This window comes from Mesorhizobium sp. RSR380A (genome assembly GCF_054719385.1).
Genome location: NZ_JBTTIB010000001.1, coordinates 3,735,558 through 3,751,559 on the forward strand (window position 1 = coordinate 3,735,558; position 16,002 = coordinate 3,751,559).

At 63.5% G+C, this 16,002-nt stretch carries 19 protein-coding genes; 6 read left to right on the top strand and 13 right to left on the bottom strand.

Annotation, left to right across the window (positions count from 1 at the left end; genetic code table 11):
• The first annotated feature begins 339 nt into the window (after nucleotides 1-339).
• Nucleotides 340-771, top strand: coding sequence for an iron response transcriptional regulator IrrA (gene irrA, locus ACYG9Z_RS18035; RefSeq protein ID WP_031193300.1), 432 nt, complete (start codon nucleotides 340-342; stop codon nucleotides 769-771).
• A 10-nt stretch (nucleotides 772-781) separates the two neighbouring features.
• Nucleotides 782-1,141, top strand: a complete 360-nt coding sequence (locus ACYG9Z_RS18040; protein ID WP_023669568.1) for a DUF4260 domain-containing protein — start codon at nucleotides 782-784, stop codon at nucleotides 1,139-1,141.
• A gap of 13 nt (nucleotides 1,142-1,154) precedes the next feature.
• On the opposite strand, the gene ACYG9Z_RS18045 is transcribed toward ACYG9Z_RS18040, so the two are convergent.
• The gene (locus ACYG9Z_RS18045; protein ID WP_023669569.1) at nucleotides 1,155-1,712 is read right to left on the bottom strand and encodes an SH3 domain-containing protein; all 558 of its coding nucleotides are present in this window, start codon (nucleotides 1,710-1,712) and stop codon (nucleotides 1,155-1,157) included.
• Nucleotides 1,713-1,869: 157 nt separating this feature from the next.
• Here ACYG9Z_RS18045 and ACYG9Z_RS18050 point away from each other — a divergent pair, with 157 nt between their 5' ends.
• Nucleotides 1,870-2,871, top strand: coding sequence for a 2-hydroxyacid dehydrogenase (locus ACYG9Z_RS18050; RefSeq protein WP_023669570.1), 1,002 nt, complete (start codon nucleotides 1,870-1,872; stop codon nucleotides 2,869-2,871).
• Between the two features lie 12 nt (nucleotides 2,872-2,883).
• Here ACYG9Z_RS18050 and ACYG9Z_RS18055 read toward each other — a convergent pair whose 3' ends face one another.
• From ACYG9Z_RS18055 to dnaN, 6 genes are read right to left on the bottom strand one after another with little or no spacing between them, the layout of a single operon-like run.
• Nucleotides 2,884-3,297, bottom strand: a complete 414-nt coding sequence (locus ACYG9Z_RS18055) for an aconitase X swivel domain-containing protein (protein ID WP_023669571.1) — start codon at nucleotides 3,295-3,297, stop codon at nucleotides 2,884-2,886.
• Complete coding sequence (locus ACYG9Z_RS18060; protein WP_023669572.1) at nucleotides 3,294-4,547, bottom strand: aconitase X; 1,254 nt, start codon at nucleotides 4,545-4,547, stop codon at nucleotides 3,294-3,296. The genes ACYG9Z_RS18055 and ACYG9Z_RS18060 overlap by 4 nt, the downstream gene beginning before the upstream one ends.
• A complete protein-coding gene (locus ACYG9Z_RS18065; RefSeq protein ID WP_023669573.1) occupies nucleotides 4,544-5,032 on the bottom strand; it encodes a GNAT family N-acetyltransferase in 489 nt (162 codons plus the stop codon). The genes ACYG9Z_RS18060 and ACYG9Z_RS18065 overlap by 4 nt, the downstream gene beginning before the upstream one ends.
• Before the next feature lie 4 nt (nucleotides 5,033-5,036).
• Nucleotides 5,037-5,792, bottom strand: a complete 756-nt coding sequence (locus ACYG9Z_RS18070) for a molybdopterin-synthase adenylyltransferase MoeB (RefSeq protein WP_023740762.1) — start codon at nucleotides 5,790-5,792, stop codon at nucleotides 5,037-5,039.
• A 31-nt stretch (nucleotides 5,793-5,823) separates the two neighbouring features.
• Nucleotides 5,824-6,969, bottom strand: coding sequence for a DNA replication/repair protein RecF (recF, locus tag ACYG9Z_RS18075; RefSeq protein ID WP_023669574.1), 1,146 nt, complete (start codon nucleotides 6,967-6,969; stop codon nucleotides 5,824-5,826).
• Between the two features lie 58 nt (nucleotides 6,970-7,027).
• Nucleotides 7,028-8,146, bottom strand: coding sequence for a DNA polymerase III subunit beta (dnaN, locus tag ACYG9Z_RS18080; RefSeq protein WP_023669575.1), 1,119 nt, complete (start codon nucleotides 8,144-8,146; stop codon nucleotides 7,028-7,030).
• Between dnaN and ACYG9Z_RS18085 the strand changes: the two genes are divergently transcribed.
• Complete coding sequence (locus ACYG9Z_RS18085) at nucleotides 8,145-8,420, top strand: hypothetical protein (RefSeq protein ID WP_155922476.1); 276 nt, start codon at nucleotides 8,145-8,147, stop codon at nucleotides 8,418-8,420. The genes dnaN and ACYG9Z_RS18085 overlap by 2 nt on opposite strands.
• Nucleotides 8,421-8,447: 27 nt before the next feature.
• Here ACYG9Z_RS18085 and dnaA read toward each other — a convergent pair whose 3' ends face one another.
• Nucleotides 8,448-9,992 carry a chromosomal replication initiator protein DnaA gene (gene dnaA / locus ACYG9Z_RS18090; RefSeq protein ID WP_031208576.1) on the bottom strand — a complete coding sequence of 515 codons (1,545 nt, stop codon included), beginning with the start codon at nucleotides 9,990-9,992 and terminating at the stop codon, nucleotides 8,448-8,450.
• 569 nt (nucleotides 9,993-10,561) lie between these two features.
• Between dnaA and ACYG9Z_RS18095 the strand changes: the two genes are divergently transcribed.
• A complete protein-coding gene (locus tag ACYG9Z_RS18095; protein ID WP_156931527.1) occupies nucleotides 10,562-10,813 on the top strand; it encodes a hypothetical protein in 252 nt (83 codons plus the stop codon).
• A gap of 26 nt (nucleotides 10,814-10,839) precedes the next feature.
• Here ACYG9Z_RS18095 and rpsT read toward each other — a convergent pair whose 3' ends face one another.
• From rpsT to ACYG9Z_RS18115, 4 genes are all read right to left on the bottom strand, one after another.
• Entirely contained in the window at nucleotides 10,840-11,106 is a 267-nt protein-coding gene (gene rpsT, locus ACYG9Z_RS18100) for a 30S ribosomal protein S20 (RefSeq protein WP_023681995.1), read from the bottom strand.
• A gap of 159 nt (nucleotides 11,107-11,265) precedes the next feature.
• Complete coding sequence (locus tag ACYG9Z_RS18105) at nucleotides 11,266-12,039, bottom strand: enoyl-CoA hydratase (RefSeq protein WP_023681994.1); 774 nt, start codon at nucleotides 12,037-12,039, stop codon at nucleotides 11,266-11,268.
• A 40-nt stretch (nucleotides 12,040-12,079) separates the two neighbouring features.
• On the bottom strand, nucleotides 12,080-12,970 hold the full coding sequence (gene mutM, locus ACYG9Z_RS18110; protein ID WP_023681993.1) for a bifunctional DNA-formamidopyrimidine glycosylase/DNA-(apurinic or apyrimidinic site) lyase: 891 nt from the start codon (nucleotides 12,968-12,970) through the stop codon (nucleotides 12,080-12,082).
• A complete protein-coding gene (locus tag ACYG9Z_RS18115; RefSeq protein WP_023751933.1) occupies nucleotides 12,963-14,201 on the bottom strand; it encodes a phosphopentomutase in 1,239 nt (412 codons plus the stop codon). Before ACYG9Z_RS18115 ends, mutM begins: the two co-directional genes overlap by 8 nt.
• A gap of 176 nt (nucleotides 14,202-14,377) precedes the next feature.
• Here ACYG9Z_RS18115 and ACYG9Z_RS18120 point away from each other — a divergent pair, with 176 nt between their 5' ends.
• Entirely contained in the window at nucleotides 14,378-15,331 is a 954-nt protein-coding gene (locus ACYG9Z_RS18120; RefSeq protein WP_023751934.1) for a PhnD/SsuA/transferrin family substrate-binding protein, read from the top strand.
• A gap of 28 nt (nucleotides 15,332-15,359) precedes the next feature.
• Here ACYG9Z_RS18120 and ACYG9Z_RS18125 read toward each other — a convergent pair whose 3' ends face one another.
• Entirely contained in the window at nucleotides 15,360-15,995 is a 636-nt protein-coding gene (locus tag ACYG9Z_RS18125; RefSeq protein ID WP_023751935.1) for a TadE/TadG family type IV pilus assembly protein, read from the bottom strand.
• Nucleotides 15,996-16,002 lie beyond the last annotated feature (7 nt).

Sequence of the window (16,002 nt, forward strand, 5' to 3'; positions counted from 1 at the left end):
CTCGTCCCCATAATGTCCCGGGCGGTGGGGCGCCCTTGTCGTTGGTTTCCTAACACAATCCCTTTCGGTCCGGAAACCGGCGTTTGCGCTTAACCCGCCCGTCTGCCCGGGTCAATGCGCGCTCTCGCATCGGCCCGAAATCGATCTCGATTCCGGAAAGCACGATGCGACGCCAAAAAGCGATAGAGCGCACTTAGTGCGTCCAACTGGACGCACGTCGCTCTATTGATCGTATTCCGCCAACAGAATATATGTCGGGAGGTATCCAGTTTCGGTTGATGACGTTTTTTCGCCACTCTGGGCGTGTCTTGAGGCAGAACTGTGGGCTTGGACGGATAGATGGATCTGGGCGGCCGGAAGGAAAATGTCGCTGTGGACAAGCGGGTTCGCGAAGCCGGCCTTAGGCCGACACGCCAACGCATTGCGCTGGCCGATCTGCTGTTTGCCAAGGGCGACCGCCACCTTTCGGCCGAGGAACTGCATGAAGAGGCGGTCGCCGCCGGCGTGCCGGTCTCGCTCGCCACCGTCTACAACGCGCTTCACCAGTTCACCCAGGCCGGCCTGCTGCGCATCCTGGCGGTCGAGGGGTCCAAGACCTATTTCGACACCAACACCTCCGATCACCATCATTTTTACATCGAAGGCGAAAACAGGATCTTCGATATAGAAAGCGGTCCGGTGACCGTCTCCAACCTGCCGGAGCCACCCGCAGGCATGGAGATCGCCAATGTCGACATCGTGGTGAGGCTGCGCCCGAAGCGCAGCGTTTAAGCCCCAACCCGTGAAACCTGTCGATTTTGCAATCCGGCTCGAATGGGTTGCGGTCGCGGTCGTGGCTATAGTCGCCTATGCCGCGTCAGGCGTTTCCTGGTGGCTGTTCGCCCTGCTTATTCTGGCGCCCGACCTGTCGATGCTGGGCTATCTCGCCGGGGCACGGATCGGCGCTGTCGCTTACAACGCGTTGCACATATTGATCGTCCCGCTGTTGCTGGCCCTCGCCGGATATGTTCTGGCCAATTCGACGGCGACCGCTATTGGTCTGATCTGGATCATCCACATCGCCGTCGACCGCGCGCTCGGCTACGGTCTCAAACTGTCGACCGGTTTTCAGGACACCCATCTCGGCCGTATCGGCCGTTAGGCCTCCAGCAATCTCAATTCTTGACGTGCTCGCCGGGATAGGCGCCCCACACCTGCGACTGGGCGATCCAGCCGGTGTGGCCGTCGAAGGTCATTTCGCACCACTGGCCATCGCAGGTTTTGATCGTGCCCGTAACGCCCGGCTCGATGATGGCGATGACGCTGGCGTCCTTATCGGCATCGTCGAGCAGATTGATTCGGCCACCTTTGGTGCGTTGCCAGGGGGCGACGATCGCGGTCCGGCGGCCGGACAGCAGCGACTGGTTGATCCAACCCTCCGAGCCATCGGCATCGCGCACGCGCCGCCAGGTATCGAATTCCTGGATGATTTCCATCGGCAGGCCGGCCTTTGTGTACATCCAGTCGACGGAATAGTTGGCGCCGGGGCCAACGCGCGAGTTGACGCGAGCCGATTTCAGGCTGACGAAACGCGGCAGCGGCAGGCCGCTCGGCCCGAGCGTGACCGTCTGCACAGGTGCGGCGGCACCTTGCGCCGCGGCTTGCGGGGAATGCAGGAGAGCGCCGAGAAGCGCTGCGCTGAGGATCAGGCGAAGCGACGCGAAACCAGACACTTTCATTCCTTTCGGCGCGTGCCCTTTGGTCCGGGCGCCCCTTTTTCTTTGTCTTCGGCGGCACCGCTTGTTACAGGAGTGGCAGGCACCGCGACCGGTATTCAGTTTCGCCTGTCTTGGTTAAAGAGGTCTCAACGAGATCGGGTTCGAGGAAACAATGGCAGGCAAAAAACGGCCTCTCGTCGTCATCACGCGCAAGCTGCCCGATCCGGTCGAGACCCGCATGCGCGAACTCTTCGACGCCAGGCTGAATGTCGAGGACCGCCCGATGACGCAGCCGGAGCTGGTCGCGGCGATCAAGGAAGCCGATGTGCTGGTGCCGACCATCACCGACCAGATCGATGCGGCGCTGATTGCCCAGGCCGGCGACAATCTCAAGCTGATCGCCAATTTCGGAAATGGCGTCGACAAGATCGATGTGGCGGCGGCGGCCAGGAAAGGCATTACCGTCACCAACACGCCGAACGTGCTGACCGAGGATACGGCCGACATGACCATGGCGCTGATGCTGGCCGGCCCGCGGCGGCTGGCCGAAGGCGCCAATGTGCTCACCAGCGACAAGAAATGGGCCGGTTGGTCGCCGACCTGGATGCTCGGCCGGCGCATCTGGGGCAAGCGCCTCGGCATTGTCGGCATGGGCCGCATCGGCACCGCTGTTGCCAGGCGCGCCAAGGCTTTCGGCCTGTCGATCCACTACCATAACCGCCATCGCGTGCTGCCGGCGGTCGAGGAAGGGCTTGAGGCGACCTACTGGGAAAGCCTCGACCAGATGCTTGCCCGCATGGACATCATCTCGGTCAATTGCCCGTCGACGCCGGCGACCTTTCATCTGCTTTCGGCGCGGCGCCTGGCTCTGCTTCAGCCCACCGCCTATGTGGTCAACACCGCGCGTGGCGACATCATCGACGAGGAAGCGCTGGTCAAGCTGATCCAGGACGGCAAGATCGCCGGCGCCGGCCTCGACGTCTACGAGCACGAACCGGCGCTGAACTCGAAACTGCTGAAGCTTGCCGCGAAGAACAAGGTCGTGCTTTTGCCGCATATGGGTTCGGCGACGATCGAGGGCCGCATCGACATGGGCGAGAAGGTGATCATCAACATCCGCGCCTTCTTCGACGGCCACCGGCCGCCGGACCGCGTGCTGCCGCTACGGACTTGAAGCGGGCCGCGTTCAGGATGCGGTTGTGAGGGCGCCATCCGCCGCGACACTCACACGCTTGCCGCGATAGGCCTCAAAATCGTCGCGCTCGAGCCTGAGCGCTACCGGCGTCGGCCAGCCCATTTCCCTGGCCACGATCAAGCCAAGCAGCAGGATCGCGTCCGGCTCGTGCAGCACGAGTGCCGTCGGCGCATGGCCATTGTGGACGAGTTCCATCAGCACGGCTGACGCTGAGGACGAGCCGATCGTGCCGGGCAGGAACAGCACACGCCCGGAAATGGTCTCGCCATGATGCGGGTGACGGACATCGGCGATGCGGCCGCTCTTCGGATCGACGCCACCCCAGAAGCTGATTGGCGCGGTCAGCACCAAGGCCAGTCCTTCGCCTCCGCTGCCCGGCACCAGTATGTCGGCTGCAGCATTCATGCGGCGATGTCCGTAAACCTGGGCTTACCGGCAACCGCGCTTTCCACGCAGTCGGCCAGCGAGCCGTAAAGCACGGCGTAACCGGTATTGCCCGGCGCGTAGTGCGCGAATTTTCCCGAATTGGTCATCAGCACGCCGCCGGCCAGATCCGGCAGGATCGGCGTCACCACCACGCAGGTGTCGGCGACGATGATGACGCCGCTGGCTTCGAGCATCTTGCGCTTGCCGTTCTGCTCCAGCCTGGTGAGCACGTGGCGGCCGGTGCAGGCGTAAATCGGCACGCTGAGCCGCCGCCCGCCAATCAGCCGCTCAAGTGCATCGAATTCGGCCAAAGACAGATGCGGACTGCCGATCGCCACGGCATCGATGGCGGTCTGCGTGGCTGCGGTGGACAGGCCGGCGCGGGCCTTCATGGCCATCTCCGGCGTTACGCGGATCATCGTTTCCGGCCTGCCGCCCACCAGGATGGTCTCGGCGTCGGGCGCCTCGGGCGTCACGCCGGCAATGTGGAACAGGCCGACGGCGCCCGACGATGCCGCAGCCGCGCCGAAGGCCTTCAGCGCATCCTCGCCGGGATGGCTGAATATGCCGGTGACGACGCCGATCGCATTGCCGACCTCACGGCCGTAGAGGTTGCCCAGCACCGGCCAGGCGATCTCGGAGCCAAGGAACGAGGCGGATAGGCCGGACACATCGAACAACAGCCGTGCCTGCCGGTTCTCGGGGCGATGCAGGCCGTAATCCGGCGCGCGGCCCGATATGGCGCAGGCGATGTCGAGGAAGTCGCCATAGCGGTTGGTGCGTGCCCCCAGAACCGAATTGCAGAACACCACCGCGTTGGATTCACCCCAGGCGACATCGCTGCCAAGCGCCGGCCTGTGGCCGGCCTGATAGGGCGCGCAGGTCCAGCTCTGCTCGCAGCCCAGTTTGCGGTAGGCCTCCATCATTCGTCGCGCCATGCCGCGCGCCGGCTCTTCGAGGCGCACGCGCGAGCAGCCCATCAGGTCGAGCGCGCCGACATTGAGCGTCGAGCGCACCGCGACCCTGGCGCCGCTATCGACCAGCCTTTCGGCAAACAGCGTGCCGGAATCGCCGTGATAGAGCGCGCCGTCTATATGCGTCGAGGCGATCGGGATAAGTCGCGGCGCGCCGAGCAGCGCAGCGCTTTCGGCAACGATGCGCATCGCCATCGCCGCCCCGTCATGGCCGGAGGCGACTGTCTGCTCCTGTGAGCTGAGTGCAAGGCTCACGCCAACTCCTTGCGCAAGGTGATCGAGGTCGGCCGGTCATAGCCGTCATGCGCGGTGCGTTCAGTCTCGCGAAAGCCGAGACCGGCAAAGGTTGCATGATTTACGGTCAGTTCGATTCGCGTCTGCAGTTCGATGGCCGGTTTGTTCCGGCTGCGGGCGAGAAATTCGACAGCCTGCATCAGCCGCCTGCCGATGCCTTGCCCTTGAAGCTCAGGTTCGACGGCGAGCTTGCCGATGTAGAAATCATCGGCTCTCTCCAGCGCGAAAACGCAGCCGGCGATCCTGTCATCCTGCAGGGCCAGCAACACGGTCTCTCGGCCAGCCTTGTCCCTGAGGTTTCCGGCGTTCAGCAGATGTGCCGAGGAGGGCGGGTCGATGACGCCGTCCATCGGTGCAAAGGCGCGCATGATCAGGCTGAGCAGTTCGTCCCAGCGCTCGAAATCGGAGGCAAGCTGCGTAACAAGGACGCTGGTGGACCGATCCATAAGCTCAGTTTCTCTTGTAACGGATCGTGTCGAAGCGCGCCGACAGTGCATCGTAGAGCAGCAGCCGGCCGACCAGTGGTTCGCCGATACCGGTGATCAGCTTGATGGCTTCCATTGCCTGCAAGGTGCCGATGACGCCGGTCAGCGCACCGACGACCCCGGCCACCGCGCAGGACGGCACCAGTCCTTCCGGCGGCGCTTCAGGAAAGAGGTCGCGATATCCAGGGTTCGGTCTGCCGTCGGCGCCGGTCCCGAACGGCATCAACACCGTCACCGAGCCGTCGAAGCGGCCGACGGCGGCATGCACGAGCGGCCGCTTTTCCGCCGCGCAGGCATCCGCCACCACATAGCGCGTCTCGAAATTGTCGGAGCCGTCGACGACCACGTCGTAGCGCGCGACGAGAACGGCAGCATTGTCGGCCGTCAGCCTGAAATCGTGCAATTCCACCGCGACATGGGGATTGATCCGGGCGATCGCTGCTTTGGCGCTCTCGGTCTTCGCCGCGCCGACAGTATCGGTGGCGTGGATCACTTGCCGCTGCAGATTGGACAGCGAGACAATGTCGTCATCAACGATGCCAAGTGTGCCGACGCCCGCGGCAGCGAGATATTCCAGCACCGGTGCGCCGAGGCCGCCGGCGCCGATCACCAGCACCCGTGCGCGCTTCAGCCGCTGCTGGCCGGCGCCGCCGATCTCGGGCAGCACGATGTGGCGGGCATAGCGTTCGAGTTCTTCGTCGGTGAGGGCGGCAGGGGTCATTGCCCGACCATATAGCGGAGCAAAAACCTTGTCAGGTCTCTTCGGTTGGCCCAACCGTGCCGTGGTCGACGGTGAGGAACTGCGCGCGTCCCCTCAGGCTGGAAAACAGCGCGGCGTCGGTTCCGGTCATGAAGGCCTGGCAGTTCAGCTCCTCCAGGATCGAGAACAGCGCGGCGCGCCGGCCGGCATCGAGATGCGCGGCAATCTCGTCGAGCAACAGGATCGGCGTCATCGCCGACATCTCGCCGGTCAGCCTTGCGTGCGACAACACGATGCCGACCAGCAGCGCCTTCTGCTCTCCGGTCGAGCAGAGTTCGGCCGGCATCGCCTTGGGGCGGTGGCGCACCAGTAGATCCGAACGGTGCGGGCCGTCGAGCGTGCGTCCGGCGGCGCGGTCGCGCTCGCGGCCGTCGGCAAGGGCGTCGCGATAGCGTTGCTCGACATCCACAGCGGGTGCTGAGGCGACATGGCTTTCAAGGTCGCCGAAGAGGCTGATGTCGGCTTGCGGAAACGGCCCGCTGGACGGCAACCTGTCGATCATGGCGGCCAGCAGGCGCACCAGCTCGGCGCGCGCCGCGGCAATCGCCACGCCGGTTTCGACCATTTGCATCTCGATGGCGTCGAACCATGCGCCGTCTCGCGAACCTTCCGTAAGCAATCGGTTACGTCCGCGCATCGCCTTCTCATAGTCGAGCGCGCGCTGGCCGTGGCCGGGATCGATCGCAAGCACCAGCCTGTCGAGAAAGCGCCGCCGGTCCGCGGCAGGCCCCGGGAACAGGCCGTCCATGGCCGGCGTCAGCCAGACCACGCGCAGCCATTCCAGCATGGCGTCGGCCGACCGTGCCGGCGCGCCATTGATGCGCACCTTGCGACCGCCCTCGCCGGCCGCTTCACCCCCGGTGATGCCGGTGCCGATCTCGACCTGCCCCTCCGGCCCGTCGAGCCTTGCGTGCAGCGCAAAGCCGCCATCGCCGCCTTCGCGGGCCACGTCGACATAGGGCGCCCGGCGCAGGCCGCGGCCAGGCGTCAGCAGCGAGATGGCTTCCAGGAGATTGGTCTTGCCGGCGCCATTGTCGCCGGAAAACACCACCGCGCCGGGTGAAAAGCCGATCGACAACGCCGCATAATTGCGGAAATTCGTAAGTGTGAGCTTACTTATGTGATTTTGTTCCGGCAACCGCTATCCGCCTATAGAAGTCGCCGCAATCACTATGCTGCAGTGTGCCGCAGTGCGGCTACACCCGCATCGGCATCAGCACGTAGAGCGCGGTCTCATCGGCCATGTCGTGGATCAGCGTCGGCGAGCCGGCATCGGCCAGCATGAACTTGGCTTCCGTGCCGGTGAGTTGAGCAGCGACGTCGAGCAGATATTTGGCGTTGAAGCCAATCTCGATCGGGTCGGACGAATAGTCGGCCGCCAGTTCCTCGGTGGCGCTGCCCGAATCCGGATTGTTGACGGCAAGCGTCACCTGGCCTTCGGTGATCGAAAGCTTCACCGCGCGGCCGCGCTCGGAGGAAATGGTCGAGACGCGATCGACGGCGGCGGCGAAGCTCTGGCGGTCGATGATCAGCTTCTTGTCGTTGCCGGTCGGAATGACGCGCTGGTAGTCCGGGAAAGTGCCGTCGATCAGCTTCGAGGTCAGAACCACGCTGCCGATGGTGAAGCGGATCTTGGTGTCGGACAATTCGGTGGTCACCGCGACATCGGGATCGTCGACCAGCTTCTGCAATTCGCTGACCGTCTTGCGCGGAATGATGATGCCCGGCATGCCTTCGGACCCGGCCGGAGCGTCGATCTCGGCGCGCGCCAGGCGGTGACCGTCGGTCGCCACCGAACGCAGCTTCAGCTTGCCGCCAGTTTCATGCGTGTGCAGGTAGATGCCGTTGAGATAGTAGCGCGTCTCTTCGGTGGAGATGGCGAACTGGGTCTTTTCGATCAGGCCTCTCAGGGCGACGGAATCGAGCCGGAAGATGTGTGAGAAGGACCCCGCCGAAAGCTCCGGGAAATCGGACTGCGGCAGGCACTGCAGGCGAAAGCTCGAGCGGCCCGACGTCACCGTCATGGCGTTGCCGTCCTCATCGGTCTTCAGCATCACTTCGGCGCCGTCGGCCAGCTTGCGCACGATGTCGTAGAGGAGGTGCGCCGGAACCGTCGTCGCCCCGCCGCGCTCGACCTTTGCCGGCGTCGCTTCGGTCACTTCGAGGTCGAGGTCGGTGGCTTTCATTTCAAGGCTGGCGCCCTCGGCGCTGAGCAGCACGTTCGACAGGATCGGTATGGTATTGCGCCGCTCGACCACGCGATGAACGTGGTTGAGCGACTTCAGGAGATTGGACCGTTCCAGGATAACACGCATGACGAAACAGGCTCGCTTGAATGAATGGACGGGTCACCAGTGGGCGGCGCCCCGCGAAAGGTCTGAACAGGCTCAGAATCTATGCAAACTGACAGGAAAAAGCCAGCAAACGCAAGTCCGGGCCACCGGTTCGCGCCGGTTAAGCGGGCTTTCTGGGGATAAAGCGGACGTTGGCCGGCAACCGATGCATGTCGCCGAAAACTGCGCAGCGGTTTTGGGACAACGACATGCATCAAAACAAGAAAATTTAAAGCGCGACGACCGAATACTCTAACCCGGCGCGCTCCGTTTGCCGCGCCGATCAGGCTTGGTCGTTGATCAGCCTGCGCAACAGTTCCAGTTCCTGCGCCAGCGTGTTGTCGACGCCGGAAAGGTCCTCGATCTTGCGCACCGCATGCAGCACCGTGGTGTGGTCGCGCCCGCCGAACCGCCGGCCGATCTCCGGCAGCGAGCGCGGCGTCAATACCTTCGACAGGTACATGGCGACCTGCCTGGGCTTCACGATGGTGCGCGTGCGCCGGTTGGACAGCAACTCGGTCTTCGACACATTGTAGTGGCGCGCCACGATGCGCTGGATGTCCTCGATGCGCACCCGCTTCGGCTCGCCAGAGCGATAGATGTGCCCCAGGATCTCGTCGATGCGGTCGATGGTGATCGCCGGCTCGAACGACTGACGAAACAGCAGTTGGTTGAACGCGCCCTCCAGCTCACGCCCGCTGCCGGTGACGGTACGGGCGACATGGTTGAGGATCTCCTCCGAAATATTGAGCGACGCATCGTCGACCTTGGCCGTGGCAAGCCGCAGCTTGAGCATGCCGATGCGCATGGCGAAGTCCGGCGCCGACATTTCCAGCGCGACACCGCCATTGAGGCGCGAGCGCACCCGCGGTTCCAGCGATTCCAGTTCCGACGGCGGCCTGTCGGCGGCAACCACCACTTGCTTGGCGCTGTCGAGCAGCATGTTGATGAGATGGCAGAATTCGTGCTGGATCGACTTGCCCTGCAGGAACTGCATGTCGTCGATGATCAAGAGGTCGATGTCGCGCAGCTGTTCCTTCAGCGTCAGCGCATTGTTGTCGCGGATCGCGGTGGCGAAGCGCCACATGAAATATTCGGCCGTCAGATAGACGACGCGCGATTTCGGGTTCTGTTTCAGGGATTCGGCCGCAATCGCCTGCAAAAGGTGCGTCTTGCCGAGCCCGACGGTCGCATGAAGGAACAGCGGGTTGAAGCGCACCGCGCTCGACTGCGATTCCGCCACGGCTTTGGCTGCGGCGAAAGCCACCCGGTTCGACGGGCCTTCGATGAAGGAGCCGAACGTGTAGCGCGGGTCGAGCGGCGACCCCAGCACATTGTGCCGGAATTCGCTCTCGATCGGCGTGCCGGGACGAGGGGCGGGCGCCCGCTCCACCCTGCCGGGGCCGACCGTGCCGGCCGCCAATGCGGTCTGCGTATGCTTGGTCATCTTGCGCGCCGGCACGGCCTCTGGTTCGACGCCATTGCGGGCAGGACGGGTCGCGGTGCGCACGACCATCTCGATCTTGAGGATTTCGGGATCCTCGTGCTTCCACAGATCGGCGATGAGATCGAGATAATGGCCATTGATCCACGAGCGCAGGAAGGCCGTGGGCACCGAGATGCGTACAATGCCCCGGGAAGCCTCAGCCACCTTCATACGGCCGAACCAGCTCGAATAGACCTCGGTTCCCAGGCGCGCCTTCAACTGGGCCTTGACCCGGTCGAACTTCTGTTCCGCGTCGCTGGAAGCCACCATATCGTGCGCTCCGACCAATGTTCCGGGAAATGGCAGGTCGCCCGTAAGCTCCCGCTCGATGCCGCTCTGCATGATTGTGCGTCCCTTTTCCTTTGTACCTTTTTTCCGCCGGGAGTGCGCCTCCTGCACCCATGTTTCCGGCGACCGTATCTTCGCTACAACACCACCGCCGCCGCCGGCGGATGACGTTGCCTCGTCAGAATGGGATCGGTCCCGGCTGCTTAAGGCCAGTCCGTCTGACATGTTCGGGCAAAGCGGTGCTACCCGGCGAAAACGCCGGTGCGCCATCAAGCTGCCATGTACAATTACGCCAGTCCCCTATCGTATCGAAAAGGCAAGCCATACCCGTTCGCGGAATTGATCCACGTCATGAATTCTGCCACTGTTAGCTGGCCGATTCAGGCTGGGTTAAGGGCTAATGGCCCGTCCCTTTCGATAGACCGACATTACCGAAATCGCTGTGGATAGGGCAAGGCCACCTCTAACGGATTTTTAAGGAATCTGGTTAGTGAACAACGGTTCGGGCTCCGTGCTGGAAGCGCATATTTTGACAAAGCCATTGGGATTCAAACCCTTTTGCCGCGAATATGAAAATGGCTGTGCGGTTTGAAATTTTCTGAAATAATTCGCTTGACACCAACTTGCTGCCTGTCGCCCACAGGCGATGTGAACAAGCTGTGGATCACTTCCAGCAAGCCACTGAAAAATATCAGCAATTTGTGACAGCCAAATTTATTGGCGTGGGCCGTTTCGGCGGATTGGAATATCAGTGGGAGTGTATGTGCCGGCAAAGCATTCCGGACTCTGGAATGCGGCTCGGGCATGCTTTGCGGCCGTTCTTTTTAAGTGCTTGCCGGCAAACGAAAAAACCCGGCGCGATTGGCCGGGTTTGAAAGAACGACAGTTCAGGAACGGTCGATCAGGCCGACAGCACCTTGAGGCGGTGAGCCAGACGCGACACCTTGCGCGATGCCGTATTCTTATGGATCACGCCCTTGGTCGCGGCGCGCATCAATTCCGGCTCTGCGGTCTTGAAGGCTTCCAGCGCGGCTGCCTTGTCGCCGGCAGCCAGTGCCTCTTCGACCTGGCGGACATATGTACGCACGCGCGAGCGGCGGTTCTTGTTGATCGCTGCGCGGCGGGCGATCTTGCGCGTTGCCTTTTTGGCCGAGGAGGTATTGGCCATGATGCCTCTCTTCTGATCTGGTGGGCGCATGCGGGATGCCGCAGGGCGCAAAAAACAAACGGGCAGCCAACGGCCGCCTCGATTGGAGCGGCTTATAGTTCAGCTTTTCCGGCGCGTCAACGCCGCTTTGGCTTCTTTTTGGTCCTCGCCGCCGCCACTCTAGCGATTGGTGAAATTCGGCTTCCGCTTCTCGGCAAAGGCGGCCATCCCTTCCTTCTGGTCGTCGAGCGCAAACAGCGAGTGGAACAGCCGGCGTTCGAAGCGCAGTCCCTCCGCCAGCGTCGTCTCGTAGGCGCGGTTGACTGCCTCCTTGGCCATCATCACCGATGGCAGTGAAAACTCTGATATCCTGGCCGCGGCCTTCATCGCCTCCTCGATCAACTCGCCGGCCGGCACGACGCGCGAGGCCAGGCCGCTGCGCTCGGCTTCGGCGGCATCCATCATCCGACCGGTCAGGCACATGTCCATGGCCTTCGACTTGCCGACAAAGCGGGTCAGCCGTTGCGACCCGCCCATGCCGGGAATGACGCCGAGCGTGATTTCGGGCTGGCCGAATTTCGCCGTGTCGGCGGCAATGATGAAATCGCACATCATCGCCAGTTCGCAGCCGCCGCCCAGTGCATAGCCGGCGACCGCCGCGATCATCGGCTTGCGCGCACGGGTAAACTCTTCCCAGCCGACGAAGAAATCCTGCACATAGGCCTCCGCGTAGGTGACGGCCTGCATTTCCTTGATGTCGGCGCCCGCCGCAAAAGCCTTCTCGGAACCGGTGATGACCATGGCGCCGATGCCGGGATCGGCGTCGAACCCCTTTGCCGCCGTCAGCAAATCCGCCAGCACCTGCGCGTTCAGCGCGTTGAGCGCCTTAGGCCGGTTCAACGTGATCAGGCCGACCTTGCCGCGCGTCTCGACGATGATGGTTTCATAGCTCATGGGCTGGCCTCCTGGTTGCGGCACTGAAGGACCGTCTAGCTTACCGCTGGCAGGTCCGGCAATAAAAGGTCGAGCGGCCGCTTTGCACGATGCGCTCGATGTGGCCGCGACAGCCGGGCGTCGGACAGGGCTCGCCTTCGCGATCGTAGACCGCGAAGGAATGCTGGAAATAGCCCAGCGACCCGTCTGTGTGCACATAGTCGCGCAGCGAAGACCCGCCGGCGGCGATCGCATCGGCGATCACCGAACGGATTGCCTCGGCCAGTCGTTCGCTCTGTTCCTTGGCCTTCTTGCTGGTCCCGGCGATGGTGCCTGCCTCGCGCAATGGCGAAAGGCCGGCGCGCCACAGCGCTTCCGACACATAGATATTGCCGAGCCCGGCAATCAGCTTCTGGTCGAGCAGCGCCGCCTTCAACGGCGATCTGCGGCCCTTCAGCAGAGAGGCGAGCAGGGCGCCTTCCAGCGCATTGCCGGTCGGCTCGACGCCCAGTCCCGCGAGCATCGGATGCGCCTCGGCCAGGCCTTCCGCAAACAGCATGAAGCCGAACCGACGCGGGTCGTTGAAGACCACGCGAGACTGGACGCCGACAGGCGACACGACATGGAACACCACATGGTCGTGCTTGGCATTCCTCGAGCGCTCTTGATGGAACGTGCCGGGCGTCTCTTTCTCATCGGCGGTCTCGATGCGGAACGAGCCCGACATGCCGAGATGGCAGATCATCACCGGGCCATCGTCCAGGTGTATGGTGAGATATTTGGCGCGGCGGCCAAGCGCGATGACCGTCTTGCCGGTCAGCCGCTGCGCAAATTTCGCCGGAAACGGAAATCTGAGATCGGGCCGGCGCGCCTCGACGCGTACGATCCGCGCGCTTTCCAGAACCGGCTGCAGGCCGCGCCGGACGGTTTCGACCTCGGGCAGTTCAGGCATGGCCGCCTATCGCCGCATGGAAGGAAGCGCCGTGGCGGCCGCGCGCCAGCTTGAGGTGTTCGGCGACCGTCTCGCCGATATCGGCGAAGGTGGTCCTGAGCCCGATGTCGCCGCCCGTGAGACCCGGTGCGGTGCCGATGACCGGGACGCGTTCGCGCGTGTGGTCGGTGCCTCGCCATGTCGGATCGTTGCCATGGTCGGCGGTGAGGACGAGCAGATCGCCCGGCTTCAGCTTTGCCAGTGCCTCGGGCAGCCGGCGGTCGAAGGCTTCGAGCGCTGCAGCATAGCCGGCGACGTCGCGGCGATGGCCGAAATCGGTGTCGAAGTCGACGAAATTGGCGAACACCAGGTCGCCGTCGCCGGCATCGTCCATCGCACCCAGCGCCTTGTCGAACATTGCCATGTTGCCGGGCGCCTTGCGTACTTCCGAGATACCGCGGTGGGCGAAGATGTCGCCGATCTTGCCGACCGCGATCACCCGGCTGCCGCGCCCGGTCAAGCGGTCGAGCAGCGTCGGCTCAGGCGGCGGCACGGCGTAGTCATGGCGGTTGTAGGTGCGCTCGAAGGTGGCTGATGTTTCGCCCAGGAAAGGCCGTGCGATCACCCGTCCGATCTTCAGCGGATCGACCAGCCGGCGTACCGTCTTGCAGAACTCGTAGAGCCGCTCCAGGCCGAAATGAACTTCGTGCGCTGCTATCTGCAGGACGGAATCGACCGAGGTGTAGCAGATCGGCTGGCCGGTGCGGATATGCTCCTCGCCGAAGCGCTCGATGATCTCCGTGCCGGGCGCATGGCAGTTGCCGAGAATGCCCGGCACCTTGCCCTCGCGGATCATCGCTTCGGTCAGTTCGGCAGGGAAGGCGGGCACCTTATCGGGGAAATAGCCCCAGTCGAACCGCACGGGCAGCCCGGCGATTTCCCAGTGACCCGACGGCGTATCCTTGCCGCTCGAAATCTCCTGCGCGGCGCCGTGGAAGGCGGAGGCTGAAACGGCGGCTTTGCTGTCGAATTGGAAGCCGGTTGCGGTTTCTGCTGCGCGGCCGAGACCGAGCGAAACCATGGTGGGCACCTTCAGCGGTCCCTCGCGCAGGCCCTCGCGATCGGCGCGGGCTTCCGCGCAGGCCAGCGCGATATGTCCGAATGTGTTCGAGCCGGCGTCGCCATAGCGTTCGGCATCGGCGGCGCCGCCAATGCCGAAAGAATCGAGAACGAAGAGGAAAGCGCGTGACATCGGTGCCGTCATTGCCAGTCTGGTTGACCAGACATAAGGTCCCGTCGCGGCATTGGCAAATCGTAAACCAGGCGGCAGCGGCCTGGCGCGATAGTCGCGAGGTCGGGCAGGCGCGCTGTACGCATCCTTGAGACATGCGATGCGCTTCAAGGAAACGGTGTGCGGGGCATGGATCGATGAGACGGGCTGACCTCGGTTGGAGTGCACTAGCGACCACTGTAGCGCTCCTGGCCTCGCAGCTCGCCGCGCACGCCGACTGGCGCGACCAGATCGGCACGTTTCGCATCGGCATCGTTGCCGAGCCGGACGCCGGCAACACGGTTCCGGGTCTGGCCATGCTGACTGACGCCTACGGCAGGGCGCTCGGCATGAAGGTGGAATTCGTCGTCGCGCATGACTATGCGGCGCTGATCGAGGCGCAGGCCAATGGCCGGATTCAATACGCGGTCTATTCGGCGACCGCCTACGCCACCGCCTCGGAGCGCTGCGGCTGCGTCGAACCTCTTGTGGCGCCGGTCGACGCCGACGGTGCCACGGGCATCCGCTCCGTGCTTTTGACGCGCGACGGCAGGTTTTCCGATCTCGCGGCCCTGGAAACGCACCGCATCGCCATGGCGCCTTCCGACTATGTCGGCGGTTCGCTTCTACCGCTCGCCGGGCTGGCGGCCGACGGCATCAAGATCAGCCAGGATGCGCCATTCCTCGCTCATGCCGGCTCGGCTGCCGCCGCAGAAGCGATGCTGGTCGATGGCCAGGCCGATGCCTTGTTCGGCTGGGAGCGGGCCAGGGCGGAAAACCGGACGGCGATTGCTGGCGATCAGCCGGCGGATCCGGACGGCACGGCGGCGCGGCTGGAGGCGGCGGGCATTCCAGAAGCCGCGCTCCAGATCATCTGGACCTCCGGCGTGCTCAGATACGGCCCTCACGCCGTCCGCAGCGATCTCGACCCCGAAGCCAAACGCCGACTGACCGTCTTCCTCACCAATCTCAGATCGCAGTCGCCGGAAGTCTACGATTTCGTGGAATCGAAACATTCGGGAGGGTTCACGCTCGCCGCTGCGAGTGACTATGCGATGGCCGATTCCATCGTGCGCCTGGTGTCGGGCAGCACCGACAGCGGCGCGCAATAAAGCCGGGGTCGGATGGGCCAGAGCTGCTTCAGCAATCGCTGCAGGGGATCGACGTGGTCCGGCGCGGCCTGAGATAGTAGGTTTCGCTCATCGTTATCTTGCCTTCGTTGAAGGCCGAGATAAATCCGAGCGGCTTTTCGGAGCCTTCCGACCAGGAGATGATCGGTTGGTATGCTAGAGTGGTTTTGACACGAATGAGGAAAGTCCCCGCAACATTGAGCGTCGCCGGAACGGTGGTGGAAGTTGTCGGGTTGGAGTCGCGGCCAGTCTTCCCATCCAGCACGCTCCAGGACCACGCCACCTTTGCTTGCGGTATCGGATTGTTCGGGTCGGTTCTGATGTCGATTGCCGTAATGGAGATATTGGCGACCGAGCGGTTGTAAGGCTGAAGGCTGGAGTTGCCGATCTTCATGATGTCGGTGAGATCTGCGTTGACCACCGACGTTTGCTGCGTGACGAGGTCGGCAACCATGGAGCTGATGCGGCTGACCTTCTTGCTGGCCTCGATGGTTTGCGAGGCCTCCATCGTAATGAAATACATGATCAGCAAGACAGGCACGATGAGGGCAAACTCGACGGCCGCTATGCCGCGCCGATCAGAAAAAAACCGCGCCGCTCTCTTCCAGCTAACCGACATCCCCGGATGTGCCCCCGCACGAAACATGCACTTT